This window comes from Yinghuangia soli (assembly GCF_021502675.1).
GTDB lineage: Bacteria > Actinomycetota > Actinomycetes > Streptomycetales > Streptomycetaceae > Yinghuangia > Yinghuangia soli.
This window is the reverse complement of the sequence record NZ_JAKFHA010000001.1, coordinates 470,775-497,601: the sequence shown is the minus strand read 5'-3', so window position 1 is coordinate 497,601 and position 26,827 is coordinate 470,775. Positions and strand designations below refer to the sequence as shown.

Sequence of the window (26,827 nt, the reverse complement as noted above, 5' to 3'; positions counted from 1 at the left end):
TGTAACACACGGGCCTTACGCTGCGGTAATGGGCGGCGGCAGTGCAGGTGCGACGCGCGCAGTGACGGTCGGGGTCGAGGAGGAATTCCACCTCGTCGGGCTCGACACCAGGCATCTCGTACCGGGCGCCCGTGAAGTGCTGGAGCGCCTGCCGGGCAAGGGGTTCACCGCCGAGCTGCAGCAGTCCGTGGTGGAGACCAACAGCCATCCGCACACCGGCCTCGCCGAGCTGCGCGACGACCTCGTCCGGTCGCGCCGCGAACTCGCCGACGCCGCCGAGCAGTCCGGCCTGGCGATCGTGGCCGCCGGGACCGTGCCGCTGGCCCGCATCGAGGAAATCTCGGTCACCCCCGACGCGCGCTACCTGCACATGGTCGACGCCTACCAGCGCGTCGCCCACGAGCAGCTCATCTGCGGCGCCCAAGTCCACGTCGGCGTGTCCGACCGCGACCTCGCCGTCGCCGCGCTGCCCTGGCTCGCCCCCTGGTTACCGGTCCTGCTCGCCATCTCCGCGAGTTCGCCCTACTGGCTCGGCACCGACACCGGCTACGCCAGCTGGCGCACCAGCGTGTGGCAGCGCTGGCCCACCACCGGCCCCGCCGGGAGCTTCTCCTCCGCCGCCGAATACGACGAGATGGTCGAAGGGCTGCTCCGGTCCGGCGTGATCAGCGACCCCGGCATGGTCTATTACGACGTCCGCCCCTCACGCCACCTGCCCACCCTCGAACTCCGCATCACCGACGCCTGCCCCAACGTCGACGACGTCCTCCTCATCGCCGGCCTCTTCCGCGCCCTGGTCGTCCGCGGCTGCACGAACGCCGCCAAGGGCACCCGCCCCCCGCACATGCGCGACGAATGGCTCCGCGCCGCCACCTGGCGCGCCGCCCGCTCCGGACTCGAAGGCGAACTCGTCGACCCCGTACGCCTGGACGCCGCCCCCGCAGGCGAGGTCGTGCACCAGCTCCTGGAAACCCTGCGGCCCTACCTCGAAGACCTCGGCGACTGGGACGAGATGTCCGCCGCGGCCCTCGCCGTCCTCGCCCACGGCACCTCCGCCGCCCGGCAGCGCGAAGCCGTCGCCCGCGGCGGCTCGCTCGCCGACGCCGTCGACCTCGTCGTCGGCCAGACCCGCACCACCCCGGTATGGCCGCTCGGCGGCACCATCCCCGCCCAGCGCACCCCCGGACTCTTCGAGGGCTACGCAGCCCCCACCGACGAAGCCGTCGGCCCCGACGGCCGGGTACGCCCCGCCTATGCCGGCCCCGTCGCCGCCCTCGCCCGCCTCGGCGCCGCCCGCCTGCGGGTACGCGCCCGCGCCCGCGACGAACTCCAGCGCGTCGACGGCACCCTCTTCCGGCCCGAAGGCGCCGACGAGCCACGCCTGTTCCCCTACGACCTGCTCCCGCGCATGGTCGACGGCGAAGACTGGTCCCTGCTGCGCCGCGGCCTCGCCCAGCGCGTCTCCGCCCTCGAAGCGTTCCTGCACGACGTGCACGGCGACCGCATGGCCGTCCGCGACCGCATCGTGCCCGCCTGGGTCGTCGAGGACGCCCCCGGACTGCGCGACACCGGCGCCCGCGTACCCGCCGACACCGTCCGCATCACCCTCGCCGGCATCGACCTCGTCCGCGACGGCGACGGCCACTGGATGGTCCTCGAGGACAACCTCCGCACCCCCTCCGGCATCGCGTACGCCCTCGCCGCCCGCCGCCTCTCCACCGTGGTCCTGCCCGAACTGGAGCCCGGCGACCTGGTCCTGACGCCCGATCAAGTCCCCAGCCTGCTCAAAGGAGCCCTCCTCGCCGCGGCCCCGCGCCGCTCCGAACGCGACCCCGTCGTCGCCGTCCTCAGCGAAGGCCCGGACAGCCCCGCCTGGTTCGAGCACAAGCTCCTCGCCACCGAGATGGGCGTCCCGGTGGTCACCCCCGGCGAACTCCGCATAGTCGACGACCGCGTGGTCGTCATGGGCGGCCGCTACGGCGCCTACCCCGTCGACGTCCTCTACCGGCGCATCGACGAAGACCGCCTCGTCGCCGCCCTCGGCGCCGACCGCCGCCCCCTCGGCCCCGGCCTCCTCGACGCGGTACGCGCCGGCAAGGTCGCCGTCGCCAACGCCCTCGGCAACGGCGTCGCCGACGACAAGGTCCTGTACGCCTTCGTGCCCCGCCTCATCGAGTACTACCTCGGCGAGCAGCCGCTCCTGCGCTCCGTACGCACCTACATGTGCGGCGACCCCGACGAGTGCGCCCACGTGCTCGACCACATCGACCGGCTCGTCGTGAAACCCGTCGACGGAGCCGGCGGCAACGGCGTCCTCATCGGCCCCGACGCCACCGACGCCGAACTCAAACAGGCCCGCGCCGACATCGCCGCCGCCCCGCGCCGCTGGGTCGCCCAGGAGACCGTGCCGCTCTCCACCCACCCCACCTTCACCGGCGAGCGCTTCGAACCCCGCGCCGTCGACCTGCGCGCCTTCGTCTGCCAGTCCGGCAGCGCGACCGTCCTGCCCGTCGCCCTCACCCGGTCGGCCCCCTGCCGCAGCCTCCTCGTCCACTCCCTCCGCGGCGGCGGCGCCAAGGACACCTGGATCATGCGCTGACCGCAGCCCCCGGTCCCCCTGAACCGCCCCGTGGATTGTGCGGTGCGCAGCCCCGGCGCCCGCAATATTTGTCGTCCCGCACAGTCCCCGGCGCGTTGAGACCAAGCTCACAGAACCGCTTACGACCTGTGAGGGAACAATGTTCCCGCTGGTCAGCGCTGTTGCTCCGCAATCACGCACGGTGCCCGGCATATGGGACCGACCTGCGGGGGACCAGTACATCTGTCCTATGGTTCGGGGCATTCCGACCGGAATCCCCGGGCGACCGGGCAAGGAGGGTAGGTAGCTCGTGATCCGCAAGTTGCTGGTGGCCAACCGCGGCGAGATCGCCGTGCGGGCGCTGCGTGCCGCAACCGAGCTGGACATCACCACCGTGGCCGTCTACGCGTATGAAGACCGCCACTCGCTCCACCGTCAGAAAGCAGACGAGAGCTACGAGATCGGCGAACGCGGCCACCCGCTGCGCGCCTATCTGGATGTCGACACCATCGTCAACGCCGCGCTCGCGTGCGGTGCGGACGCCATCTACCCGGGCTACGGCTTCCTGTCCGAGAACCCGCTGCTCGCCGAGGCCTGCGAGGCCAACGGCATCCAGTTCGTCGGCCCCAACGCCGACGTCCTGTCCCTGGCCGGCAACAAGGTCCGCGCACTGGAGGCCGCCAAGTCGGCCGGCCTGCCCACGCTGCGCACCGCCGACCCGCAGGACGACATCGACGCGCTGCTCGCCGCCGCCGACGAGATCGGCTTCCCGATCTTCGTCAAGGCCGCGGCCGGCGGCGGCGGGCGCGGCCTGCGCCGCGTCGACCGGCGCGAAGACCTGCGCAGCGCGATCGAGACCGCGATGCGCGAGGCGCAGACCGCCTTCGGCGACCCGACCGTCTTCCTCGAAGAGGCGGTGATCCGCCCGCGGCACATCGAGGTCCAGGTCCTCGCCGACGCGGCCGGCAACGTCGTGCACCTGTACGAGCGCGACTGCTCGGTGCAGCGGCGCCACCAGAAGGTCGTCGAGATCGCCCCCGCGCCGCACCTGGACCCGGACATCCGGGCCCGCATGTGCGCCGACGCGGTGCGCTTCGCCGAGACCATCGGCTACCGCAACGCCGGCACCGTCGAGTTCCTCCTCGACGAGCGCGGCCGCTACGTCTTCATCGAGATGAACCCGCGCATCCAGGTCGAGCACACCGTCACCGAAGAGGTGACCGGCATCGACCTCGTGCAGTCCCAGCTGCGCATCGCCTCCGGCGCGACGTTCGCCGAACTGGGCCTGTCCCAGGACGCCATCCGCGTCCAGGGCGCCGCGCTGCAGTGCCGCATCACCACCGAGGACCCGGCCCTCGAGTTCCGCCCCGACACCGGCACCGTCTCCGCCTACCGCTCGCCGGGCGGCGCGGGCGTGCGCCTCGACGGCGGCACCTTCACCGGCGCCGAGGTACTGCCGTACTTCGACTCCATGCTGGTCAAGCTGACCTGCCGCGGCCGGACGTTCGGCGACGCGGTGGCCCGGGCGCGGCGCGCGGTCGCCGAGTTCCGGATCCGCGGCGTGGCCACCAACATCCCGTTCCTGCAGGCCGTCCTCGACGACGCCGAGTTCCGGGACGGCAAGGTCACCACGTCCTTCATCGAGGACCGCCCCGACCTGCTCCGCGCCCGCGCCGGCGCGGACCGCGGCACGCGCCTCCTCGCGTACCTCGCGGACGTCACCGTCAACCGCCCGCACGGCCCCGCCCCCGCGCTCGCCACGCCGCGCACCAAGCTGCCCGAACTCCCGGCCGGGTCCGCCCCGGACGGCGGCCGCCAGCAGCTCCTCGCGCTCGGCGCCAAGGGCTTCGCCGAGGCACTGCGCGCGCAGACCGCGCTCGCCGTCACCGACACCACCTTCCGCGACGCCCACCAGTCGCTCCTCGCGACCCGGGTCCGCACCTTCGACCTGGCCGCCGCGGCACCGCACGTGGCCCGGCTGACGCCGCAGCTGCTCAGCGTCGAGGCCTGGGGCGGCGCGACCTACGACGTCGCGCTCCGCTTCCTCACCGAAGACCCCTGGGAGCGGCTCGGCACGCTGCGCGAGGCCATGCCGAACCTCAACCTGCAGATGCTGCTGCGCGGCCGCAACACCGTCGGGTACACCCCGTACCCCGACAAGGTGTGCGTGAAGTTCGTCGAAGAGGCCGCCCGCACCGGCATCGACATCTTCCGCATCTTCGACGCGCTCAACGACATCGAAGCCATGCGCCCGGCCATCGAGGCGACCCTCGGCACGCACGCCATCGCCGAAGGCACCCTCTGCTACACCGGCGACCTCGCGAACCCCGACGAGACGCTCTACACCCTCGACTACTACCTGCGGCTCGCGGAGCAACTGGTCGAGGCGGGCGTGCACGTGCTGTGCATCAAGGACATGGCCGGCCTGCTGCGCGCCCCCGCCGCACGCACGCTCGTCACCGCGCTGCGCGAGAACTTCGACCTGCCCGTCCACCTGCACACGCACGACACCGCGGGCGGCCAGCTCGCCACCTACCTCGCCGCCATCGAGGCCGGCGTGGACGCGGTCGACGGCGCCTCCGCGGCCCTGGCCGGCACCACCAGCCAGCCGCCGCTGTCCGCGATCGTCGCCGCCACCGACCACACCGAGCGCGCCACCGGGCTCTCCCTGGACGCCCTATGCGACCTGGAGCCCTACTGGGCCGCGGTCCGCGAGGTGTACGCGCCGTTCGAATCGGGCCTGCCCGCACCGACCGGCCGCGTCTACCGGCACGAGATCCCCGGCGGCCAGCTGTCGAACCTCCGCCAGCAGGCCATCGCCCTCGGCCTCGGCCACAAGTTCGAGCAGATCGAGGACGCGTACGCCGCGGCCAACGCGATCCTCGGCAACATCGTCAAGGTCACCCCGTCCTCCAAGGTGGTCGGCGACCTCGCCCTCCACCTGAGCGCGGTCGGCGCCGACCCGGCCAAGTTCGAGGACGACCCCGCCGCGTTCGACATCCCGGACAGCGTCATCGGCTTCCTCCAAGGCGAGCTGGGCACGCCGCCCGGCGGCTGGCCCGAGCCGTTCCGCTCCCGGGCCCTGGCCGGCCGCAGCACCACGGTGTCCCGCACCGTCGAACTGTCCGCCGAGCAGGACGCCGCCCTCGACGGCGACGACGTGCGCGGCACCCTCAACCGGCTGCTGTTCCCGGGCCCGGCCCGCGACTACGAAGAGGCCCGCCGGCTCTACGGCGACGTCTCGGTGGTCCCGACCCCGGCGTTCCTGCACGGCCTCAAGCCGGGCGAGGAACTCACCGTGGAACTCGCCACCGGTGTCGCGATCTACCTCGCCGTCGAGGCCATCGGCGAAGCCGACGAGCGCGGCTACCGCACGGTCTACTGCCGCATGAACGGCCAGCCCCGCGTGCTGTCCGTCCGCGACCGGTCCGTCAAGCCCGCCCGCCCGGAAAGCGAGCGCGCCAACCCGGACAACCCGAGCCACGTCGCCGCACCCTTCAGCGGCGTCGTCACGCTCCAGGTCGGCGTCGGCGACCAGGTCGAGGCCGGCCAGGCGGTGGCCACCATCGAGGCGATGAAGATGGAGGCCTCCATCACCGCGTCGGCCTCCGGCACGGTCGAACGGCTCGCCATCGACAAGGTCGCCTCCGTCGAGGCCGGCGACCTGCTCGTCGTCGTCGGCTGACCTTCCGCTGACCGTCGGCCGACCCTTGGCCGACGCAGTCCGCACCCGGGTTCGCCCAGGTCGACGCACAGCCGCACAGCGGCGGAACTACCGCCGAAGGGCGGTGCGCACACAGCGCACCGCCCTTCGGCGTACTCGGCGACGCCGATCCCGCGTCGTGCCCCGAGCTCAAGCTGAGCCCACGTCGCGTTCGCCCCGCGCCCGCGTTCGCCCCGCGCCCGCGCCGCATCGAGCGAAACCCGCGCGGCCCCGCGCCAAGCCGCGCGGCCCGGCATCGTGCCGCCCGTCGCGGCAAACCAACACGTTGCCCGATATGTGACGTTCATCGCCGCACGCGAAGCGTTTGATTTCGGACGCCCCCTGCCTCTCGGCCCGGCACTCCCATTCGGCGGTTCCGATAAGCGGACATTAGGCCGAATGAACGGCGTCTCATCAGTTTTTCGGACGCTCCTTGCGCGCGTTAACGCCCGTAGAAGGGGGTTTTGTGGTGTTTTGGACACTTCCGTAACCCGTCGGGCCTCTTGCCCTTACGTGTCCGGCGTCACAGACTCAGTGTCCACTCGGGGTTTCGGTGTCTGTCCGTCCGGTTTTGGAGACCTGTATGGCTGTGCGCCTCGAGTACGACGCCGCCGTGGCCCGGCGGGGCAAACGCCCCGCAGCCGTGGCGACCGAGCCCGCGAGCGTGCCCGCTGCCGACCACTCTGCCGACCCCGCGGCACACCCGGCAGCCACCGCGGCCGCCGCCGCACCATCCGTCGCGGCGACCGTCGTCCCGCCCGCACCGGCCGACCAGCTGTCGCCGGTCCGCACAGGATCGACGCTCGACATCGACGAGCTGCTCGCGTACCCGCAACTGCTCAACCACCTGCCCACCCCGCTGGCCCGCGAGGCCGGCGACGGGCTGCTGGCCCGGCTCGCCACCCTGGAACCGGGCACCGCGCAGCACAGCTACGTGCGCGGCCTGCTGGTCGAGCTCAACCTCCCGATGGTCCGGCACGCCGCCGGCCGCTACCGGCGCCGCGGCGAGCCGGTCGAGGACATCGTCCAGGTCGGCACCATCGGCCTGATCAAGGCCATCGACCGCTACGAGGCCGACCGGGGCAGCAGCTTCATGGCCTACGCGATGCCCACGATCATCGGCGAGATCAAACGTTTCTTCCGGGACACCTCCTGGTCCGTCCGGGTGCCCCGCCGACTCCGCGAACTGCGCACCGAGCTCCTCCGGGCCACGGACGAGCTCACCGCCACGCTGGGCCGCACCCCGACCCCGCGCGAACTCGCCGAACGCATCGGCATCACCGAGGAAGAAGTCGTCGAGGGCCTGGACGCCTGCACGGTGTACACGGCCACGTCCCTCGACGAGACCGCGTACGGCGACGCCGAAGGCCAGGAGACCGTCGGCGACCGCCTGGGTGCCGAGGACCACGAGCTCGACCTCGTCGAATACCGCGAGGCCCTGCGTCCCCTCCTCGCCGAACTCCCGGGCCGCGAAAGGGCCATCCTCGTGATGCGCTTCTACGGAAACCTCACCCAGGCCCAGATCGGCGAACGCGTCGGCATCTCCCAGATGCACGTCTCCCGCCTCCTGGCCCGCACCCTCGCCTCCCTCAGAGAGCGCCTGATGGTCCCGAACTGAGCCGCGGCGAACCGCGAGACGGCGTGTGGCCGCCGACCCGCAAGGGTCGGCGGCCACACGTGCGTTGCGAGCAGCAGGCGTACAGAGTCCGCAGACCGGGCCCGGCCCGGATCAGGGGCCCGGATCAGGGGCCCGGATCAGGGGCCCGGATCAGGCGGCCGGGGTCGCGGCCGGGGCGGGGTGGTCCTTGGCCGGGACCGGAGCCGCCACCGGGGATTCGCCGGAAGCGGCGGAGCCGCGGCCGGGGATGAGGAGGGTGGCGAGCGCGCCCAGGACCGCGGCGGCGAAGCCGGTCCACAGGCCCGCCTTGAACCCGTCCAGGGACGGGATCGTGCGCGGGCCCAGGTCCATGGTCATGGACGCCAGGATCATGCTGACGACGGCCGCAGAGGTCGAGGTGCCGATCGAGCGCATCAGGGTGTTGAGCCCTGTCGCGGCGCCGGTCTGCTGCGGAGGGACGGCCTGCATGATCAGGGCCGGCATCGCCGAGTAGGCGAACGCGCAGCCGACCGTGGCGACGCAGGTGACCAGGATGATCTTCCAGACCGCGTCCAGCATGAGGATCGCGAGCAGGTAGCCGAGTGCCGTGATGGCGCTGCCGATGAACAGCGAGACCTTCGGGCCCTTGGCGGCGGACAGCTTCGCGGAGAGCGGCGACACGAACATCATCACCAAGCCCGCCGGGGCCATCACCAGACCGGTGACCACCATCGACTTGCCGAGCCCGAAACCGGTCGACTCCGGCAGCATCAGGATCTGCGGGAAGACCAGCGACTGCGCGTACATCGAGAATCCGATGACGATGGACGCGAGGTTGGTGAAGAGAACCTGCGGACGGGCACTGATGCGCAGGTCCACCAGCGGTGCGGGGGTGCGCAGTTCGATCCAGCCCCAGAGCGGCAGGACGAGCAGCGCGGCAAGGATCAGGCCGAGCGTCGTCGCGCTGCCCCAACCCCAGTCGGAGCCCTTGGACAGGGCAAGGAGCAGCGCGACCAGCCCGGCCGAGAGGCCGAGCATCCCGACGAAGTCGAAGCGGGCGGGCGTGCGTACCGGCGACTCCGGGACGAGGAGCAGGACCAGGACGATGTCGACGGCCCCCAGGACCGCCGCGCCCCAGAACAGCATGTGCCAGTCGGCGTTCTGCGCGACCACGGCGGCGATCGGCAGGCCGACCGCGCCGCCGATGCCGAGCGTGGCGCTCATCAGGGCGACGCTCGGGCCCAGCTTCGCGGGCGGGAGCTCGTCGCGCATCAGGCTCATGCCGAGCGCGATGACACCGAACGACGCGCCCTGGAGCAGGCGTCCGACGATCATCGGGCCGATGGTGTCGCTGAGCGCGCAGATCGACGAGCCGACGGTCAGCAGCCCCAGGCAGAGCGCGAGGATGCGCCGCTTGCCGTACATGTCGCCCAGCCGGCCCATCACCGGCGTGAACACCGCACCGGAGAGCAGCGTCGCGGTGATCACCCACGAGGCGTTGGACGCCGAGGTGTCGAGCAGTTGCGGCAGGTCGGTGAGCAGCGGGACGACGAGCGTCTGCATCAGCGAGACGACGATGCCGCAGAAGGCGAGAACGGTGACGATCACGCCGGGGCCGGCACGTCCGGCGGCTGCGTCGTGGGCCGGCGGCGCGGTCGCGTCGCCGGCGGAAGGTGCGGCGGTCATCTGCCCTCCGAGGCTGTCCCGGCCGAGGCGGCGGGAGGTCGTTCGGTATGCACGATACACATAGTGTGTATCGTGCATATTCAGGTGGGGCCAAGAGACGGGAAAATGACCGGAACGCCGCAGATCCGGTACACGTTGCGGCAATAGGCGATCCGAGGGAGGACGACGTGCTGGACCACGTGCTGGCCCAGATCGAGCGCGAGTGCATGCTCCTGGCCCGGCATCAGGTGATGGTCAACCGCAATGCCGAGGGGCACCCGCTGGAACGCTCGGCGTACCTGCTCATCAGCCGGCTCGAGGACGAAGGCCCGATGTCCATCGGCCAACTCGCCGACGCCTTCAGCCTGGACACCTCGACCGTCAACCGCCAGGTCGCCGCCCTGCTGCGCGGCGGACTCGCGGAACGCATCGTCGACCCGGACGGCGGACTCGCCCGCAAGCTCCGCGCCACCGATGAAGGCCGCCGGCGGCTGGCCGCGGACCGCGAGCGCTACTGCCGCGGCGTCGAACGCGTGGTCGCGAACTGGAGCGACGCGGAGCGCCGCGAACTCCTCGACGTCCTGGCCCGGTTCAACCGCTCCATCGAGGACCTGCAGGGCAACCCCTGGCCGCGCCCCGACCTGGCGGCCGGAGCACGCACCGAATAGGGGACGCGCCGAATAGCGGACGAGCCGGGGGCCGCGCGCTGCCCCCGGCGGTCAGGCGGAGGCGGGGCCGTCCGGCTTCCGGGACTCGGGTGCGTCGGTCTCGGGGTTGGTGTCGGTGTCGACATCGGCTTCGGCTTCCGCATCCGAGTCCGACGCGGCATCCGGGCCGGCGTCGGGAGCGGCAGCGGAGTCGGCTCCGGAAGCAGCGTCGGAGGCCGGGGCGGTGTCGGGCTCTGGTTCGGCTGCCCGCTTCGCTTCCGCTTCCGGGGCGTCGGGTTCGGCTTCTTCCGCCCGGCTGCCCGCGGTCTTCCCGGCGTCCGGCGCCGGAGCGTCAGCCGGTTCCGACCCGGCGGCGGCAGATGCCGGTGACGACTGCGCCGATGGCGATGAAGGCAAGGCCGGTGCAGCCTCTGCGGCCGCCTCGTCCTCCTCGTCGTCCAGTTCGTCGTCCCAGTCGTCGTCCCAGTCCTCGTCGAGGTCGTCCTCCGCGGCCGCGGCCCGCGCCGCGCGTACCCGGACCACGCCGACGACCGCCGCGCCGCCCAGCAGCATCGCGACACCCGCGGTGAGGATCGCCGGGTCCTTGCCGGTCGCGCCGGTGTCGGCGAGGACCGGCTGCGGGTCGTCCTGCAGGCCGGGCACCGCACGTACCGTGAACGGCGCGGCCACGGCCAGGGCGCCCACGGCGATGGTGACGGCCGCGACGCGGCGCAACGTCTTCGTTGACGTGTTCTGCAGCATGCAGTTGCTCTTCTGTCCTTATGCCGACCGGGTGTCTGCGACCTTCCTAGCAGGACCAGAGCCCCTGCGGGAGCCCGACCCGGAACGGAACGCCCGCGCCGCGCGGTGGATTGCGATGATCGAGATGACTTGCCCGCCGCGCACCCGGTACGAGAAAGTGTCGGCCCCCCACTCCGGAGGCCGCCATGACCGACGACCGCGCCGCCGACCCGAGGCGCCCGCGAGGCGGCTCCGGGGGCATACCGACGCAAAGCCGGGGCGCCGACGGCACCCACGGCCACGCCGGTCAGGGGCACGGCCACGCCGGGCATGGTCATGGCCACGGTCCCGCCGCGCCCGCGTCTTCACGGGTACGCCGCATGCTGGCCATGGTGCTCATCCCGTTCGCCCTCGCGGTGGCCGTCGCCATGTACCTCATGTGGCCCTCCCACGACACCGACCGGCACCGCAACGGGAAGGCCACGCAAGGCGTCGAGACCGCGTACGGTGAGGTCACCGCGACCGCCGCGGTGTCCTGCGACCCTGGGGTCTCGGGCGCGGACGGCACCGGCGTCCCGGGAGCCGCGCCGGGAACGAACCCGGGAACGACGCCGGAGACCACCCCCGGGGCCGACCCGGCGGCCGCCCCCGGTACGCCTCCTGACGCCGCGTCGGGAGCCGCGGGTGCCCCGGGGACTCCGCCCCAGAACGCCGCCCCGGCCCCGGCCGCACCGCGCAACTGCACCTCGGTCGCCGTCGACGTCGCCAAAGGCCCCGGCCGCGGCACGACCGTCCGCCAGCTGATCTCGCCCGGCGCCGGGCTCGCCGGCCTCAAGGTCGGCGACAAGGTCGTCCTCGACTACGCCGAGAACGCGCCGCCCGAAGCGCAGTGGACCATCGTCGACTACCAGCGCGACAAGCCGATGCTGTGGCTGGCCGGGATCTTCGCCCTCGCCGTCGTCGCGGTCGGGCGGTGGCGCGGCCTGATGGCGCTGGTCGGCCTGGCGGGCAGCTTCGCGGTCCTGGTGTGGTTCGTGCTGCCCGCGATATTGCAGGGCAGCTCGCCGCTTCCGGTGGCCGTCGTCGGGGCGTCCGCGATCATGCTCGTCACCCTCTACCTGTGCCACGGCTTCAGCGCGCGCACCTCGATCGCGGTGCTCGGGACCCTGGTGAGCCTCGCGCTGATCGGGGTGCTCGGCGAGGTGTTCATCGGGCTGACCCGGCTGAGCGGCATGGCGTCCGAGGAAGCCACGATGGTGCGCGCACTGCACGCCGAAGTGGACGTACGCGGCCTGCTGCTCGCCGGTGTGGTGATCGGCTCGCTCGGCGTCCTGGACGACGTGACCGTCACGCAGACGTCCGCGGTATGGGAACTCAAGCACGCCAACCCGGCCTTGCGGGCCCGCGACCTGTACCGCGCGGGCGTGCGCATCGGCCGCGACCACATCGCCTCGACCGTCAACACCCTGGTCCTGGCGTACGCGGGCGCCTCGCTGCCGCTGCTGCTCCTCTTCTCCGGCTCCGACCTCGCCGTGAACGGCCTGCTCACCAGCGAGATCGTGGCCGAGGAAGTGATCCGCACCCTGGTCGGCAGCATCGGCCTGGTCGCGTCCGTGCCGCTGACGACGGCCCTGGCCGCGGTCGTCGCGGCGCGCGAGCGCGTGCCGCAGGCGTCCGGGCACCACGGCCACGCCGCCCCGCGCGGCCGCGGCGCGCGGCGCAAGCACAAGCACTCCGCCTCGGTCTGAGGGCTGAGGTCCGAGGTCCGACTCGGCCTGCATCGGCTGACTCGGCCCGACCCGACCCGGCCCGACTCGGCCCGACTAGTTCCGACCGCCGGGAGTCCGTCAGTCCGCGGGCCGCGCCCCGTTCTCGCGTCCGGCGAGAAGGTCGGCGGCCGTGGCGCGGTTGCCGGCCGACGCCGCCCGGGCCATGGCCGCGGCCGCGGTCGCCTCGTCGGTGTCCGGCGGCACGACCAGCAGCAGCACGTGGTCCTCCAGACCGTGCGCCAGGTGCACCGTGTGCGCGGTGGTCGACAGCGGGCTCACCTTCGCCGGTGCGGCCTCGGTGAGCACGGCCTGCGGCACCGAGCGCCAATCGGCGTGGTGGATGCCGATCCGCAGGACGGGTCCGATGTGCGCGCCGACCGCGGTCACCAGGTCGGTCAGCTCGGTCTGCGCATCGTCGCTGCGCGGCCACCACGCTCCGTCGAACATGCCCTCGCGGTCCAGGAGCAGAGCCAGCCGGGGGAGCAGCGGCGACCACGGGGGACCCCAGATCCCCCAGGGGGAGTTCGCGTTTTCGGGAGTCGGCATGCGTGCCGTCCAGCCCGGCCCGGAGCGGGCCGCTCGCGGCCGCGGGCGCCGTCGGCGGTACGCCGACGGGCGACGGCCCGCGGCCGTTCTCCACACTACTGCGCCGATTCCGCGGACGCAGGAGATAGTTGCGCAAGTGGCGCAACTATGGTTGCGTGGCGCCACTGACGGTCCGTCAGGTCGTCAGCCGGGCAGGTGGCAGGGGAGGGAGCGGAAGATGACCGACCGCGAGAAGCGGGCACAGACCGTCGCCGACTTCTGGAAGGGCGTCGACAGCCACGACTGGGACCTGGTGGCGTCCACGCTGGCCGACGACTTCGTGCGCATCGGCATGCGCGACAACGAGGCGGACACCTGCCGGGGCAAGGAGAACTACATCGCCTTCGTCTCCGGCGTCATCTCGCGCATGGTCGAGCACGAACTGCAGTCCCGCTTCACTTTCCTCAGCGAGGACGGCCGCTTCGCCTTCAACGAGGCCGTCGAGATCATCACGTACGCGCCGGGCGAGGAGCCGCTCGCGATGCGGTTCGCGAACTACCTCGAACTGAACGACGAGGGCCTGATCAGCAAGCTCGACATCTTCTGGAAGACCCCGCCGCAGATGCCGCCGGACTGGATCGCGGTCGAGGCGGTCATCGGCGACGCCGCCGGGGAGTAGCCTCCGGGGCAGTCGAAGACGGAGGAGCCGGCCATGACCGACCATCCCCGCGCGGGAGGTGCCGCCGGCACGCCCGACGGCACCGGGCTCGACGTCGTCGTGGCCGGCGGCCGCCGGACGCTCACCGACGACGAGATCCACCTGCTGCGCACGATGGCGGCACTGGCCGGCCTCCGCGCGCCCCGCCCGGCCGACACGTACGCCGCGGGCGTCTGACCGGGGCCGGGGCGGCGGCATAGGGTGTTGCGGCCGCGGCACCGCGACGCGGCGCAGTACCGCAGTACGTGGGACTTCAGTACCGAGCAGCACCGAGCAGCACCGAGCAGGCAGGGCAGGCCGATGGCAGACGTACACACGACCGGAACTCCGTCCGCCCCGGCCCGGAGCGGAACGGACGACGCCGTCTGGCTCGCGGCGCTCGTGCCGCCGCTGCGCGACCTGGTCCGCGCGGCCCGCGACGACCGCCTGCTCGCGCGCGTGGGCCGGGCCGCCGAGGTCGACGTGCCCACCCACCTGGTGCTCGCGCTCACCCGGATCGGCGACTTCCAGCCCGTCCGGCTGACCGACCTGGCCGACCAGATGGGCATCGGCCGCACCACGCTCAGCCGCCAGGTCGCCGACTTGGTCGCCGCCGGGCTGGTGGCGCGCACCCCCGACCCGCAGGATGCCCGCGCCGCGACACTGGAGCTCACCCCGCAGGGCACTGCCACGCTGCGGCTGATCTGGGACGCGTGGACGAGCCTGCTCGGCGAGGCCACCGCCGCCTGGGGCGATGCGGAACGCCAGATGCTCCCGCTGCTGCTGGGCCGCCTGGCCCGGGCCCTGACCACGATGGCCGAGGACTGATCCGGCACCCGGCACCCGGCACGCACCCGGCACCCGGCACCCGGCACGCACCCGGCACCCGGCACCTGCCCCCGGCACGGCACCGGAAGCCGCACGGGGTTCGGCATCGGGATCGGCACCGGAGACGGCCGTACAAACGGCCGCGGAACGGCGCACGCGGCGCCGGGCCGAAGCCCGACGCCGCGTACTCACCTGTCAACCTGGCCGGCCGTTCCCGAGAAGCGCGGGGGTGGAGGAGTTCCCGCGCAACGGCCGGAGGCCTCGGAGGTAGGGTCAGCCGTTCTCGGAGATGACGCTCTGCAGGACGTGCGCCAGCGGGTCGTCGCCGGTCTGCTGCACCGCGTTCGGGCTGCAGTACTGGTTGACCTGGTCGGTCAGGACGTCCTGGACGCCGATGCCCGCGCCGATGACGCCGACCGGCACGTTGACCGGGATCTTCTGCAGGCCGAAGCAGTTCACGACGCCGCCCTGGACGAGCGCCATGTTCGGGCTCATGTAGCCGCCGCTGGTCGTGTTGGCGATCTGCTGGTTGGAGCTGTTGCCGTACGAGACCGCGTTGTTGCCGTCCTGACCCCCAGCCATGGCCACGGGCGCCCCGGCAGCCGTCAGGCCGAGGACCGACGCGGCCATGAGGGTGGTGGCGGACACGCGCTTGAGAGCGTTCGTCATCAGACTTCCTTCGAATATGGGTTGCCGTAAAGGGTGCTGCTAGCGCTGCGGCAGCCTGACTAACAGCCAAAGAATGGTTTGGTTGCGGGAGTTCACCCGAAAGCCACACAGATTCCCGAGTGGGTGAATTCCCTTCAGATCCCGCCCTGGTCGGCCCAGCCCTGCGTCCGGCGCGGTCCGATGCGACATATGACGGCCCGTCAAGATCCTTGCGTGGAACGCATGATCGAATCGGCCGAAAAAGTCAACCGGAAACGGAACCGAACGATGAAATTTTCACGCCCGTAACATGGCGCCGAGAGGCTTGCCGTCGCGGGCGGCGGTTCGGGGCGGTTCCGGGCGGTTCCCCGGCCGCGTCACCGGACGAGAGGACCGCGATGGGTGTCATGGCGACGCAGGCGGCACTGGGCTGGGAACGGGAAATCGACGACGTACCGGCCGCGTTGGCGGTCTCCGGCACCCAGTGCGTGGTGGCCGGGCACGGGGGCGCGGTCAACCTGCTCGACATGGCCACCGGCCGGCTCCTCGCCAAGCTCGTGCTGCCGGGTGGCGCCCGCCAGGTGCAGTTCTCCCCGGACGGCACCGTCGTCGCCCTCGCCGGCCCCCGCGGATACGCCTTGTGGCGGATCGCCGACGGCGCGGTGATGATGCGGACCACCGAGGCGGCGTCGCGCTTCGCCTGGACCGACGGCAATCTGTGCGCGGTCTCGTCCGCCGGCACGGTCCGCGTCTTCGACGCCGCGACCGGGATGGAGCAGTGGCGCCCGGTGGACGGGGCGGTCGCGGTGGACGACATGACCTGGTTCGACCGCGGCCGCATGATCGCGGTGGCGGTCGGCGGCGAGGCGCACGCGTACTCCGCACGGGGACGCGTCGCCGCCTGGTCGTACCCCGCCCCCGTCCGCGTCCTCGCGGGCGGCACCGACGGCGCGTGGCTGTGCGCCGCGGGGGACGGCCCGGGCGTCTACATCCGCGGCATCGGCGGCACGTACGAAGACCTCCCGACGCAGGGCCACGGGCTGATCGACGGCCTCACGCTGGACGCCACGGGCCAGTGGCTGGCCGCCGAGGTCGACGGCGGGCTGACGGTGTGGGACCTCGCCGCCCGCGGCGGACGCGTCCGCCCCCGCCCGCGCCGCCTCGAAGCGCGCATCGGCATGGGCGTCGCCGCGTGGCGCCCGGCGGCCCGCGGCGCGGTCGTCGCGACCGGGGGAGTGGACGGCACGGTGTCGCTGTGGGACGTCCGGGCCGGCTCCGCACGCCGCTCCGCGGTCCCGGTCGCCCGCCGCCACACGGGCGCCCCGGTCGTCGCCCTGGCCTGGTCGGGCGCGGACGCGCTGCTGTACGCCGACCGTGCGGGCAAGGTCACCGCAGCCGGCTTCCCGGAGATCGCCGCCCGCTGAGCAGGCCGCCGCGGAATGACGTTCGCCACGGCGCATCCAGCCCTGCGTCCGGTAGGTTGCACAAGCAATGTGACGGTGGGTCAGATCCGTTCTGCCCCACGGCGGTCCGCAGGTGCGCCGGCCGGTCCTCGGCGACGGTCGCGGTGGCGAAAAGATGAGGTGGGCGATGTTCGGCAGGAAGAAGGCGGCCGCGGCCGGCAAGGCGGCGGCGGACGGCACGGGCAAGGACGTCGCGGCCCTGGTGCTCCGCGCCACCCTGGGCCCGATGCTCTTCGCGCACGGCTACAACAAGGTCGCGGGCCCGGGCGGCCTCAAGGGCACCACCGGCTGGTTCGAGGCGCTCGGCCTCAAGCCCGCCGAGGTTCACGCCAAGATGGCGGCCGGCACCGAGATGGCGGCCGGCGTCGGCCTCACCCTCGGCATAGCCAACCCGCTGCCCGCGGCCGCCACCGTCGGCCTGATGTCGGTCGCGGCGCGCACCGACCACCGGGGCAAGGGCTACTTCGTCTTCAAGGGCGGCTGGGAGTACTGCGCGGTCGTCGGCGGCGCCGCGGTCGCGCTGGCCGGCCTGGGCAACGGCAAGTACTCGGTGGACCGGCTGTTCGGCCGCGAATCCTCCGGCGCCAAGCCCGCGCTCGTCGCGGCCGGCCTCGGCATCGCGAACGCGGCCCTGCTCCTCAAGCTCTGCTACAAGCCCGAGGAAAAGCCGGACGAAACGGTCTGATCCGTACGCCGCGCACAAGCACATGCGGGGGTGGCACCGCCGGTCGATCGGTCGAACCGGCAGGTGCCGCCCCCGTTGTCGTCCCGGGCGACTACGTTGGGTGGACACGAAGGCGCTGCACCCGACCGGTGCGGGCCGCGATCCGTCGCGGCTCCCCGCGCGTGCCCCGGGCGCCGAAGTCGAACCAATGCGTGGAGGTTGTTGCTGTGCAGACGCTGCCCGAGTCGTGGCGCCCGGTCCTCGCCGACGAGCTGACCGCGGACTACTACGCCGCACTCACCGCGTTCGTCGACGCCGAGCGCGCGGCACACGAGGTCTTCCCGCCCGAGGACGAGGTCTTCGCGGCACTCGAGGCGACGGCGTACGAGGACGTGAAGGTCCTCGTCGTCGGCCAGGACCCGTACCACGACAACAACCAGGCACATGGCATGTGCTTCTCGGTGCGCCCCGGCATCAAGGTGCCGCCGTCGCTGCGCAACATCTACAAGGAGTCGGTCACCGACATCGGCCTGACCGTGCCGGACAACGGCTACCTGATGCCGTGGGCCGAGCAGGGCGTGCTCCTGCTCAACACCGTGCTCACCGTGCGCGCGCACGAGGCCGCCTCGCACAAGGGCCAGGGCTGGGAGCGCTTCACCGACGCGGTCATCAAGTCGGTCAGCGACCGCGAGCAGCCGGTCGTGTTCCTGCTGTGGGGCGCGCACGCCAAGAAGAAGGCCGCGCTCATCGACACGTCCCGGCACGTGATCGTCGAAGGCGCCCACCCCTCCCCGCTGTCCGCGAAGAAGTTCTTCGGCAGCAAGCCGTTCTCGCAGATCGACGCCGCGCTGGAGAAGATGGGCCACGGCAAGATCGACTGGCAGATCCCGGACCTCGGCAAGGTCGACGCCTGACAATTCCCGTGCCACCACGGCACCACGGCATCACCACCGCACCACCAGCGCTCCGCGGCCTCGGTCATCCGAGGTCGCGGAGCGTCGTTTTCGGACACCGATTTCCCGGTCCTTCCCGGGGATTTCCGCCGGGAACGGTCGACTTGGGGCCAGTTTCGGAGAACGGCGTAAAACCATCTTGTCCGGCGGGAACGGCGCCGCGCCGTGTGCCAAGCTGTGAGGCTCGGTTCGAGCGCACGTCTGGCGGTCCCCTGTGGCATCAACCGTTGTTCGTCCTTCCCTTCCCTCTCCTCCTCCCGACCTGACGCCCGGCTACCTCGCGCACCGCGGACTGCGCGAGGAACTGGCCCGGCTGGCCGTCGCCACCCGCGAGGTCAACCCCGCCGACATCCGCCAAGTCCAGGCAGTGGAAGAGCACTTGGCCCTGGTGCTGCGCTTCCTGGCGGCCCACCACCGCGAAGAGGACACCGTCGTCTACCCGCGCGTCCGGGCCCGGTTGCGCGCCCCGGTCCCCGGACGCGTCTTCAGCGACCTGGAAGGCGACCACGACTCGCTCGACACCCTCACCCGCCGCGCCGCCGACGTCCGCGTTCCGCTCCGCGAACGCGCCCCCGCGGTAGGCCGGTTGCACGATCTCGTGGCCCGGCATACCTATCAGGAGGAGCGCGACCTGTTCCCCCTCATGCGGCGGCACGTGAGCAACCGCGAACACGGCAGGCTGGTACGCCGCACCCTGCGCGGCTGGGGCCGCGACCTGCCCGTGTTCATCTCCCTCTATCTGCATCACGCCGACCCGGTCGAGCAGATCCGTCTGCTCCGCTTCGCCCCGCCGGGCGCGGGCGTGATGTGGCGGCTGGCGTGGCGGCGCCAGTACGCCCGCCGCAGGGCCGCCGCCTACGGAACCACGTAGGCGGCGGCAAACGGGCCCCCGCAAGTGGCGCTGGTTCTAGCCTGGTTGCGGGGGTGCCGATGGACTGGGCGAGTGTCACCGGGATCGGAGTCGGGGCGGGGCTGTTCCTCGCCGGCGTGGTCCTCGCGCTGCTGAAGGACTCCATCGAGAAGGCCGCGGCAAAGCTCTACAACCTGGCCCTCGACCGGCTCGCGGGCAGCGCGCTGCTGCGGCGTACCGTCCTCAAGCGGTACGCCCGCTCGGTGGCCGAGGCGTACGAGGCGGTCCCGGTGCCGTTTGCCACGCGCGGCACGCTGAAGATGAGCGAGATCTACGTCCCGCTGGCAGTCCACGAGTTCGGGTGGGCCGACGAGCGGCGGGACGCGTACGAGGTGTTGCACGCGCACCGGCGGGCGGTCGTGATCGGGGATCCCGGGGCGGGGAAGTCGGTCCTGCTGCGGCACAGCCTGCTCCGTTGGGCTACGGCCCCGAAGCCGGGACGCGGTGCCGTGGCAGTACTGGTCGAGCTCCACCGGCTCAACGGCCTAGTGGACGTGGAGGGGCCGGACGCGTTCCGCCGCCTGATCGTCGACCAGTTCGCCCGGCACCGCTTCCCGCGGGCCGACAAATTCGTGGCCCGGCGGCTGGAGGCCGGCACGCTCACCGTCTACCTGGACGGCCTGGACGAGGTCGACAGCGCAGACCGCATGCGCGCGATGGGCGGCATCAGGGACTTCGCGACCGCGTACCCGGAGTGCCGGATCGTGGTCAGCTGCAGATCGGCTGTGTATGACGGCGGCTTGCGGCCGGAGTTCGCCGACGAGGTGCGGATCGGGGAGTTCGACGACCGGCTGATGCGGCGCTTTCTGGAGGCCTGGCCCGGGCTGCCGGAAGGGCGCTCGACCGTCGAGCAACTGATGGCCGCGCTGCGGAACGCGCCGCGCGTCATGCAGCTGGCCCGCAACCCGCTGCTGCTCACGATGATCGCGTGGCTCTACAGCGAGGTGTACGTGCACAGCGGCAAGCGACTGCCGCACTCGCGGGCGGAGTTCTACAACGAGGTGACCACCGAGCTGCTGCACCGCTGGAACAACCGGCACAACCGCTATGTGGGGCCGGAGAAGAAGATCGTGCTGCAGGCCGTGGCGTTGGCCGCGATGGAGAACGGCGGCGTCATGGACGCCGACCGCCTGGCGCTGCCGTACCACGAGGTGGTCCGGCTGATCGCGGAAAAGCTGCCGGACCTGAACCGCGACCCGTCCGAGGCGCGGGAGATGCTGGACGAGATCGTGCACCGCAGTGGGCTGCTGGTGTACGTGGACGGCGGCGACAAGGTCCAGTTCGCGCACCTGACGCTCCAGGAGTTTTTCGCGGCCCGCCAACTCCAGGACCGGCCGGACGAGTTGCTCGGCCGCTTCCGCAACGACCGGTTGCGCTGGCGCGAGACCGTGCTGCTGTGGTGCGGGATGGCGGAACGCGACTGCACGGAATTCCTGGAGCAGCTTTTCGCGGTGGACGGGCTGCTGGCCTTCGAGGCGCTGGCCGAGGTGCACGCGGTGGCGGACGAGATCGCCGACCTCATCGTGGCGTACGCGCAGGAGCGAGCTGAGCACAATGCGTCCGCTCCGAGGCCCGGTTGGGGGTTCACCGGCGAATTCGGCCGGGTGGCGGCCGCGCGGACTCCGCGCGGCGAAAGGACACTTGCCTATCTGGCGAGCGTGTTGGCGGATCCGGGGAACGGGGCAGGGCTGCACAGGTTCGCCGCGGATGCCTTGGCCTACACCAGCCTTCCCGAAGCCGCCGAGATCCTGGTCAGGTCGTTCGCCCGCTCCCAAGAGGCCTTTTCGGCGCTGGCAGCAATGCGGGAGATCGCCATCCCGGCGCTCGAGCCGATAGCCGATACGGGTCGGCCCTGGGGAAGGGAGCAGATGCTGGTCGTCAGTCTTGTCCAGGGCATGGGCCCGGGCCCTGCCGCCCTCATGCTGGTCCCGTGGCTCGCCGACGACGATGCCCGCGCGCTGTGTGCGGCGCTGTGCCTGGCGTCGATGGCCGGGGAATGGCAGCGGTATGTGGGGCCGCAGCCCGACAACGGTTGGAGATGGTCCACTCGGCCGACTCAGGGCGAAGCCGAGGCCTGGTTGGTAGGCCGACTCTGGGACGCCCGTGTGCCCGGCCGTACCGATGACGTCATCGGGCGGATCGGCAAGCTGCTCTTGCATGCTCCGGAGGCGGACTCGATCTGGATCGACGTGCCGCTCGGCACGGGTCGCCGCCGCGGGGCCGGCCGCCAGGAGCAGCCGGCCCTGCGGGAGACCGTCAGGCCGGAATGATCCGGACCGGCATGTCCTTCACGCCGTTCAGGAAGTTGGAGCGCATCCGCCGCGCCGGGCCGGTCAGTTCGACGCGGTCGAACTTGCGGGCCATCGTCTTGAACATGATCTCCAGCTCGAGCTTCGCCAGGTGCCGGCCCAGGCAGAAGTGCGGGCCGCCGCCGCCGAAGCCCAGCATCGGGTTCGGGTCCCGGCCGATGTCGAACGTGTGCGGGTCCTCGAACACCGACTCGTCGCGGTTCGCCGAGCCGTAGAACACGATGACCTTGTCGCCCACCGAGATCTTCTGCCCGCCCAGCTCGGTCTCCTGGACCGCGGTGCGCCGGAACGCGTTGACCGGGGACACCCAGCGCACGATCTCGTCCGCCGCGGTCGCCGCCAGGCCCTCCGGGTCGGCCTTGAGGCGCGCCCACTGCTCGGGGTGCTCGATGAGGGCCAGCATGCCGCCGGATATCGCATTGCGGGTGGTCTCGTTGCCGGCCACGGCCAGCAGCATGAAGAACAGGTCGAACTCGAGCGCGGTCAGCTCGTTGCCGTCGCGGTCCGGCTGGACCAGCTTGGAGACGATGTCGTCGACCGGGCAGGCGCGCTTCTCGGCGCCCAGTTGGTCGGCGTACGCGAACATCTCCATCTGCACGGCCTGCCCGGCGTCCGGGCCCTCGCCCTTGCGCAGGTCCGGGTCCTCGGAGCCGACCAGGGCGTTCGACCAGTGGAAGAGCTGGTGGCGGTGCTCCTGGGGGACGCCCATCAGGTCGGCGATGACGACGAGCGGCAGCTCGGCCGAGCACATGGTGACGAAGTCGCCCTCGCCCTGCGCCAGTGCCTCGTCCACGATCCGCTCGCAGGCCGCCTCGACCTTGCCCTCGAGGGTCAGCGTGGTCCGCGGGGTGAAGCCGCGGTTGACGATGTTGCGCAGCCGGGAGTGCTCCGGCGGGTCCATGTTGAGCATCATCATGCGCTGCGTGTCGAGGGTGTCCCCGACCGGCTCGATCAGCAGCGACAGGCGCTCGTAGGACGAGAAGATCTCGGGGTTGCGCGACACCGTCACGACGTCGGCGTGCCGGGTGACCGCCCAGAAACCCTCGGGGACCTCGGGGTCGGGGTGGCGGTGGACCGGGGCTTCGCGGCGCAGCGTCGCGAACGACTCGTGCGGGATGCCGTTCTCGTAGGCGTCCGCGGAGTAGACGTCGATCTCGGCGACGTCGGCGGAGGCAGGCGCGGGGTGGGGCACGGCGGACCTTTCGTGGACGGAAAAGGTGCGGTGGTGCGGCGTGTTGCACGCGGCGCGCGGCTGCGCGGGTGCGGCGTGTGGCGACTGCCCCGGAGCATGCCACGCGGCCCCGGAACGGGGAAGACAGAACGCCTGACCGTCGCGGCGTCCGGGTGATCTGTCCGGGACACGCCGTCGGCCTGCGCGGCGCCTCCCGGACAAAAGATGACGCTTTGCTACTTTGTAGACACTTTCGGTAGTCATCCCGATAGGGGCCGCCTGCGCCAAAAGCGTTCAAAGCGGCCTGGAAAGCCACACATCCCCCCTGGTCGCGGCAAGCGTGCCGTCCCCTGCGCTTAACCTGCGCCCCTTCGAGGAGTCCCCATGGCTTTGAACGTTTCCGTCGTCGTCCTGCTGGCGGTCATCGTGTTCCTCTTCATCCGCAAGGGCGGCATGAAGATCTGGCACGCGATCGTCTGCGCGCTGCTCGGGTTCTACCTGGCCAGCACGTCCATCGCACCGAGCATCAGGACGAGCGGCAACAGCGTCGCGAATCTGCTCGGCAACCTGAACTTCTAGGTCTGCCGAGTACGGGCGGGCCGCCTCCCCTCTCCCGGGGCGGCCCGGCCCCTCGTACGGCCCTGTCGTGCCCTCGGCCGGTACGACCCCCGTCACACCACCAGGCGCAGCCGCTTGCCGGCCGGGCCGATGTCCACGCGTTCGCCCCACGAGAGCACGAGGCGGTCCGCCTCGATCCCGTCGCCGAACGCCACCAGCCCCTCCGACTCCACGGTCAGCGAAAGCGTCGCGGCCCCGTCCAGCGTGCCCTGCGTCAGGTCGGTGCCGGTGGTGGGGGAGGGCCACGCCTCGCGCACGAACCACACCAACTGGTCCTGCGTCGGCCCGGGCAGCCGCGGTGCGCCCGGGCGTTCGCGCTGCACCGAGCCGCACCAGCCGGTCGAGCCCGTACCCGTCCCGACCAGCACGCCCGACGAGGCCTGTCGCTCGGTACGCCCGTCCGGGGTCGCCAGCCGGTAGCGCGCGGTCTGGTGCGACGGGTGGCCCAGGAACACCTCGTTGAGCGCGGTCAGCGTGCGCCCGTCGTCGGTGCGCGCCTCGGCCATCGTGCGCAGCTCGCACTGCGCGGTGCCGGCCTCGACCCGGTGCAGCAGGCGCTCGACGGCGTCCGGGCCGTGCCGGGTCAGCACCCCGGTGTTGCCCGGATCCGCGTTCACCCCGATGACCGGCTGGCCGTCGAGGTACTTCGCGACGTTCGCGACCAGGCCGTCCTGGCCGACCACCACGACCACGTCGTGCTCGTCGAACAGGAACCGGTCCAGGTCGCCGCGCTCGACCGTGCCGCGCCGCCAGTGCGGCGGCACCGACGCGCCGGCCAGCGCCAGCGCGTCCTGGACCGTGTCGTTCTGCGCCACCATGCTCTTCGCGGACAGCCCCTTGTTGCTGAGGAAGAAGCTGCCCTGGTTGTACGTGCCGTGCCGGTTGATCAGCTGCTGCAGCGCGGACTGCCGGTGCACGAAGACCGCCCGGGGGACTTGCGCCACCGCGTCACCGCGCCTGCTGGATCTGCTGCGGCGCGGGCCCGCCCGGTGCGGCGGGTGCCTCGGCGAGCCGGCTCAGGGCGCCGCTCAGCAGGTCCGGGGTGATGTTGAGGGTGCCGATCTCCGGGAAGCGCTCGGCGAGTTCCTGCGCCGCGAGGGCGAGCAGGACGGCCGGGCTGGCGCCTGCGTACGCGGCCACGTGGGCGGCGTGCGCCTCGGCCTCGGCGGCACCGAGCAGCCTGCGGTTCTCCGCCGCGGTGGCCGCGGACAGCCGGTCGCGCTCGGCCTGCGCCTCGGACTGGATGCGGGCCGCGGCCGCCGCCTCTTCCGCGCGGCGGCGCTCGTTGAGGCCCTTGCGCTCGACCAACTGCTCCTCGCGCCGGGCCAGTTCGATCTGGTTCTGGAGCTCGTTCTCGGCGATGGCGCGCTCGCGCTCGACGGCCAGCGCGCGGCGCTCGAACCCGGCCGCGTCGGCGGCCTGCTGCACGCGCTCGCGGGCCGGGGCCTGCAGCGCGCGTTCGAGGTCGGCCTCCGGCCGGATCGAGGTTATGCGGACGCCGAGCACGGTGACCCCGGAGTCGCTCAGCCGGGAGTCCTCGGACAGGCCCGCGGTCACCCGGTTGCGGACCTCGGTGAGCCCGCGCGTGACGGCGGCCATCAGGTCCAGGTCGGCGAGCGTGTCGACGGCGTGCTGCTGGGCGCTCTCGGTGAGCAGCGAGGCCAGCTGCTCGAGCGGCGTGGACCGCCAGCGGCCCGTCGCCGGGTCGACGCCGAAGTCGAGCCGGGTGGCCGCGACCGCGGGGTCGGTGATCCGGTACGTGACGGTGCCCTGCACGGTGGCGTCCTGGAAGTCGCTGGTGCGCACGTGGAACAGCACCGGCAACTCGCGGTCGTCGATCGGCACTTCGCTGAGCGCCGCGGTCAGCGGGCGGAACCAGAAGGCGAGTCCGGCGCCCTCGTGGACGACCTGGCCGCTGTGCTGGTGGCGGATCCACTGCACGGGGTCGGCGCGCAGGTGGCTGATGAACGGGCGGCGCTGGATGTGGACCATCGGGACTCCCCCGGGGCCGGAGACCGGTCGCGAAGCCGATCTTCATTTGTCAGGATGACGATAACGAGGGCGCTGATTTTCGTCAATGAGACGAATATCGGCCGCGGACGGTTCCGCCGCGGGCGGCTCCGGCCAGGGTGGCGCACCGCGCCGACAGGCCCATGGTCCCGTCGGACCGGGACCTCCGGACCTGTCTGCGGCAGACAGGTGGGGATATCCATGGGAACGGGTACCCGTCGGGCAATCCGCCCCGAGCCGTGGAGGCGCACGTGAGCACCGCAGTCGAGACCGGCAATCCGCCGCAGCCCGCCCCGGGCGGGCCGCCGCCGGGTCTTGTCGTCGTCGGCACCGACGGATCCGACCCGGGAATGCGCGCGGTCATGCGGGCCGCCGCCGAGGCGGTGCGCCGCGGCGCCGCGCTGCGCATCGTGCACGCCGTACGGGTGCCCACCGCGGCCCCGCCGCAGCACGGCGACGCCGCGCCGGACCCGGTCGCGCAGGACGCCGGCGTCCGCCTCGTCGAGGCTGCCGCCGCGCAGGTCCTGCACCGGCACCCCGACCTGTCCGTGGACGGCGACGTCGCGGTCGGGCTGCCCGGCGACGTCCTCCTGGACGCCGCCCAGGGCGCCGAACTGCTGGTGGTCTCCTCGCGCGGGCGCGGCGGATTCGCCAACCTTCTGCTCGGCTCGGTGGCCCGCTTCCTGGCCGCCCGCACGCCCTGCCCGATGCTCGTGGTGCGCGGCGAGCACGGCGCCCCCAGCGACGACGGCGACCTGGAGCTGGACGGCGACAAGGTCGTGGTCGGCATCCAGGGCGAGGGCGATGCGCCGACCGGGCGCGCCGCGTACGCCGAGGCCCGCCGCTGGGGCCTGCCCGTCTACGCCGTGCACGCGTACGCCTGGCCCGGCTACGTCGGCATGTCCGGGCCCAGCCCCGAGGACCTCAAGGCGGTCACCGAGGCGCACGCGGTGTGCCTGGACTCGGCCCTGGGCCAGGTCCGCGAGATCTACCCCGACGTGTTCGGCACCGAGCAGGCCATCCTGGGCGATGCGGCCGGCACGCTCGTCTCCGCGACGGCCGGCGCTGCTGTCGCGGTAGTCGGCGTCCGGCACCGCAACGGCCTCCTCCGGCACTGGGTCGGCCACGTCGCCCACACCGTCATCGAACACGCGAACTGCCCGGTCCTGGTCGTCCCGCTGACCTGATCCGGCGGCGCCGCGCACGGGGCCGCGGCAGCTGCCCCCACGTCCGCCACGCCTGCCCGGCAGCCGCCCCGCGCGGCCGCCGGGCGCCCCAGCGCCGACCCGCCCGGCGAGCGGAGTCTCCCGCCGCCCGGCCGCACCCTCGGC

Annotated in this window: 22 protein-coding genes; 15 read left to right on the top strand and 7 right to left on the bottom strand. The window is 72.3% G+C overall.

All coding sequences use genetic code 11. The features are described from left to right. The first annotated feature begins 28 nt into the window (after window positions 1–28). From LZ495_RS02090 to LZ495_RS02080, 3 genes are all read left to right on the top strand, one after another. A complete protein-coding gene (locus tag LZ495_RS02090; RefSeq protein WP_235050081.1) occupies window positions 29–2,599 on the top strand; it encodes a carboxylate--amine ligase/circularly permuted type 2 ATP-grasp protein in 2,571 nt (856 codons plus the stop codon). A 289-nt stretch (window positions 2,600–2,888) separates the two neighbouring features. Next, complete coding sequence (locus tag LZ495_RS02085) at window positions 2,889–6,263, top strand: pyruvate carboxylase (RefSeq protein WP_235050080.1); 3,375 nt, start codon at window positions 2,889–2,891, stop codon at window positions 6,261–6,263. Between the two features lie 601 nt (window positions 6,264–6,864). Continuing rightward, the gene (locus tag LZ495_RS02080) at window positions 6,865–7,899 is read left to right on the top strand and encodes an RNA polymerase sigma factor SigF (RefSeq protein WP_235050079.1); all 1,035 of its coding nucleotides are present in this window, start codon (window positions 6,865–6,867) and stop codon (window positions 7,897–7,899) included. Between the two features lie 150 nt (window positions 7,900–8,049). Here LZ495_RS02080 and LZ495_RS02075 read toward each other — a convergent pair whose 3' ends face one another. Further along, entirely contained in the window at window positions 8,050–9,564 is a 1,515-nt protein-coding gene (locus LZ495_RS02075) for an MFS transporter (protein ID WP_235050078.1), read from the bottom strand. Between the two features lie 170 nt (window positions 9,565–9,734). Between LZ495_RS02075 and LZ495_RS02070 the strand changes: the two genes are divergently transcribed. Then, window positions 9,735–10,211, top strand: a complete 477-nt coding sequence (locus LZ495_RS02070) for a MarR family winged helix-turn-helix transcriptional regulator (protein ID WP_235050463.1) — start codon at window positions 9,735–9,737, stop codon at window positions 10,209–10,211. A gap of 51 nt (window positions 10,212–10,262) precedes the next feature. Here the strand turns inward: LZ495_RS02070 and LZ495_RS02065 are convergent, their stop codons facing one another. After that, window positions 10,263–10,952, bottom strand: coding sequence for a hypothetical protein (locus tag LZ495_RS02065; RefSeq protein ID WP_235050077.1), 690 nt, complete (start codon window positions 10,950–10,952; stop codon window positions 10,263–10,265). 359 nt (window positions 10,953–11,311) lie between these two features. Here LZ495_RS02065 and LZ495_RS02060 point away from each other — a divergent pair, with 359 nt between their 5' ends. Continuing rightward, the gene (locus tag LZ495_RS02060) at window positions 11,312–12,679 is read left to right on the top strand and encodes a YibE/F family protein (RefSeq protein ID WP_235050076.1); all 1,368 of its coding nucleotides are present in this window, start codon (window positions 11,312–11,314) and stop codon (window positions 12,677–12,679) included. A gap of 99 nt (window positions 12,680–12,778) precedes the next feature. On the opposite strand, the gene LZ495_RS02055 is transcribed toward LZ495_RS02060, so the two are convergent. Continuing rightward, window positions 12,779–13,246: a DUF5994 family protein gene (locus tag LZ495_RS02055; RefSeq protein ID WP_235050075.1), complete on the bottom strand. Its 468-nt coding sequence runs from the start codon at window positions 13,244–13,246 to the stop codon at window positions 12,779–12,781. Window positions 13,247–13,463: 217 nt separating this feature from the next. Between LZ495_RS02055 and LZ495_RS02050 the strand changes: the two genes are divergently transcribed. From LZ495_RS02050 to LZ495_RS02040, 3 genes are all read left to right on the top strand, one after another. Continuing rightward, on the top strand, window positions 13,464–13,904 hold the full coding sequence (locus tag LZ495_RS02050; protein WP_235050074.1) for a nuclear transport factor 2 family protein: 441 nt from the start codon (window positions 13,464–13,466) through the stop codon (window positions 13,902–13,904). A 33-nt stretch (window positions 13,905–13,937) separates the two neighbouring features. Beyond that, window positions 13,938–14,120: a hypothetical protein gene (locus LZ495_RS02045; protein ID WP_235050073.1), complete on the top strand. Its 183-nt coding sequence runs from the start codon at window positions 13,938–13,940 to the stop codon at window positions 14,118–14,120. Between the two features lie 123 nt (window positions 14,121–14,243). After that, window positions 14,244–14,750: a MarR family winged helix-turn-helix transcriptional regulator gene (locus LZ495_RS02040; protein WP_235050072.1), complete on the top strand. Its 507-nt coding sequence runs from the start codon at window positions 14,244–14,246 to the stop codon at window positions 14,748–14,750. A gap of 273 nt (window positions 14,751–15,023) precedes the next feature. On the opposite strand, the gene LZ495_RS02035 is transcribed toward LZ495_RS02040, so the two are convergent. Continuing rightward, window positions 15,024–15,419 (bottom strand): rodlin, encoded by a 396-nt coding sequence (locus LZ495_RS02035; RefSeq protein ID WP_235050071.1) that lies wholly within the window; start codon window positions 15,417–15,419, stop codon window positions 15,024–15,026. A 386-nt stretch (window positions 15,420–15,805) separates the two neighbouring features. Between LZ495_RS02035 and LZ495_RS02030 the strand changes: the two genes are divergently transcribed. From LZ495_RS02030 to LZ495_RS02010, 5 genes are all read left to right on the top strand, one after another. Further along, window positions 15,806–16,822 (top strand): WD40 repeat domain-containing protein, encoded by a 1,017-nt coding sequence (locus tag LZ495_RS02030; RefSeq protein ID WP_235050070.1) that lies wholly within the window; start codon window positions 15,806–15,808, stop codon window positions 16,820–16,822. A 166-nt stretch (window positions 16,823–16,988) separates the two neighbouring features. Then, entirely contained in the window at window positions 16,989–17,546 is a 558-nt protein-coding gene (locus tag LZ495_RS02025) for a DoxX family protein (RefSeq protein ID WP_235050069.1), read from the top strand. A gap of 206 nt (window positions 17,547–17,752) precedes the next feature. Beyond that, complete coding sequence (ung, locus tag LZ495_RS02020; RefSeq protein ID WP_235050068.1) at window positions 17,753–18,439, top strand: uracil-DNA glycosylase; 687 nt, start codon at window positions 17,753–17,755, stop codon at window positions 18,437–18,439. 253 nt (window positions 18,440–18,692) lie between these two features. After that, window positions 18,693–19,349, top strand: coding sequence for a hemerythrin domain-containing protein (locus tag LZ495_RS02015; protein ID WP_235050067.1), 657 nt, complete (start codon window positions 18,693–18,695; stop codon window positions 19,347–19,349). A gap of 59 nt (window positions 19,350–19,408) precedes the next feature. Next, window positions 19,409–21,658: an NACHT domain-containing protein gene (locus LZ495_RS02010; protein WP_235050066.1), complete on the top strand. Its 2,250-nt coding sequence runs from the start codon at window positions 19,409–19,411 to the stop codon at window positions 21,656–21,658. On the opposite strand, the gene LZ495_RS02005 is transcribed toward LZ495_RS02010, so the two are convergent. Continuing rightward, a complete protein-coding gene (locus tag LZ495_RS02005; RefSeq protein WP_235050065.1) occupies window positions 21,645–22,889 on the bottom strand; it encodes a cytochrome P450 in 1,245 nt (414 codons plus the stop codon). The two genes, LZ495_RS02010 and LZ495_RS02005, sit on opposite strands and share 14 nt — an antisense overlap. Before the next feature lie 363 nt (window positions 22,890–23,252). Between LZ495_RS02005 and LZ495_RS02000 the strand changes: the two genes are divergently transcribed. Beyond that, a complete protein-coding gene (locus LZ495_RS02000) occupies window positions 23,253–23,447 on the top strand; it encodes a DUF2304 domain-containing protein (RefSeq protein ID WP_235050064.1) in 195 nt (64 codons plus the stop codon). A gap of 92 nt (window positions 23,448–23,539) precedes the next feature. On the opposite strand, the gene LZ495_RS01995 is transcribed toward LZ495_RS02000, so the two are convergent. Both LZ495_RS01995 and LZ495_RS01990 read right to left on the bottom strand, forming a co-directional pair. Then, a complete protein-coding gene (locus LZ495_RS01995; RefSeq protein WP_235050063.1) occupies window positions 23,540–24,430 on the bottom strand; it encodes an NAD(+)/NADH kinase in 891 nt (296 codons plus the stop codon). 4 nt (window positions 24,431–24,434) lie between these two features. Then, complete coding sequence (locus tag LZ495_RS01990; RefSeq protein ID WP_235050062.1) at window positions 24,435–25,478, bottom strand: SPFH domain-containing protein; 1,044 nt, start codon at window positions 25,476–25,478, stop codon at window positions 24,435–24,437. A 269-nt stretch (window positions 25,479–25,747) separates the two neighbouring features. Between LZ495_RS01990 and LZ495_RS01985 the strand changes: the two genes are divergently transcribed. Beyond that, window positions 25,748–26,683 carry a universal stress protein gene (locus LZ495_RS01985; protein WP_235050061.1) on the top strand — a complete coding sequence of 312 codons (936 nt, stop codon included), beginning with the start codon at window positions 25,748–25,750 and terminating at the stop codon, window positions 26,681–26,683. Window positions 26,684–26,827 lie beyond the last annotated feature (144 nt).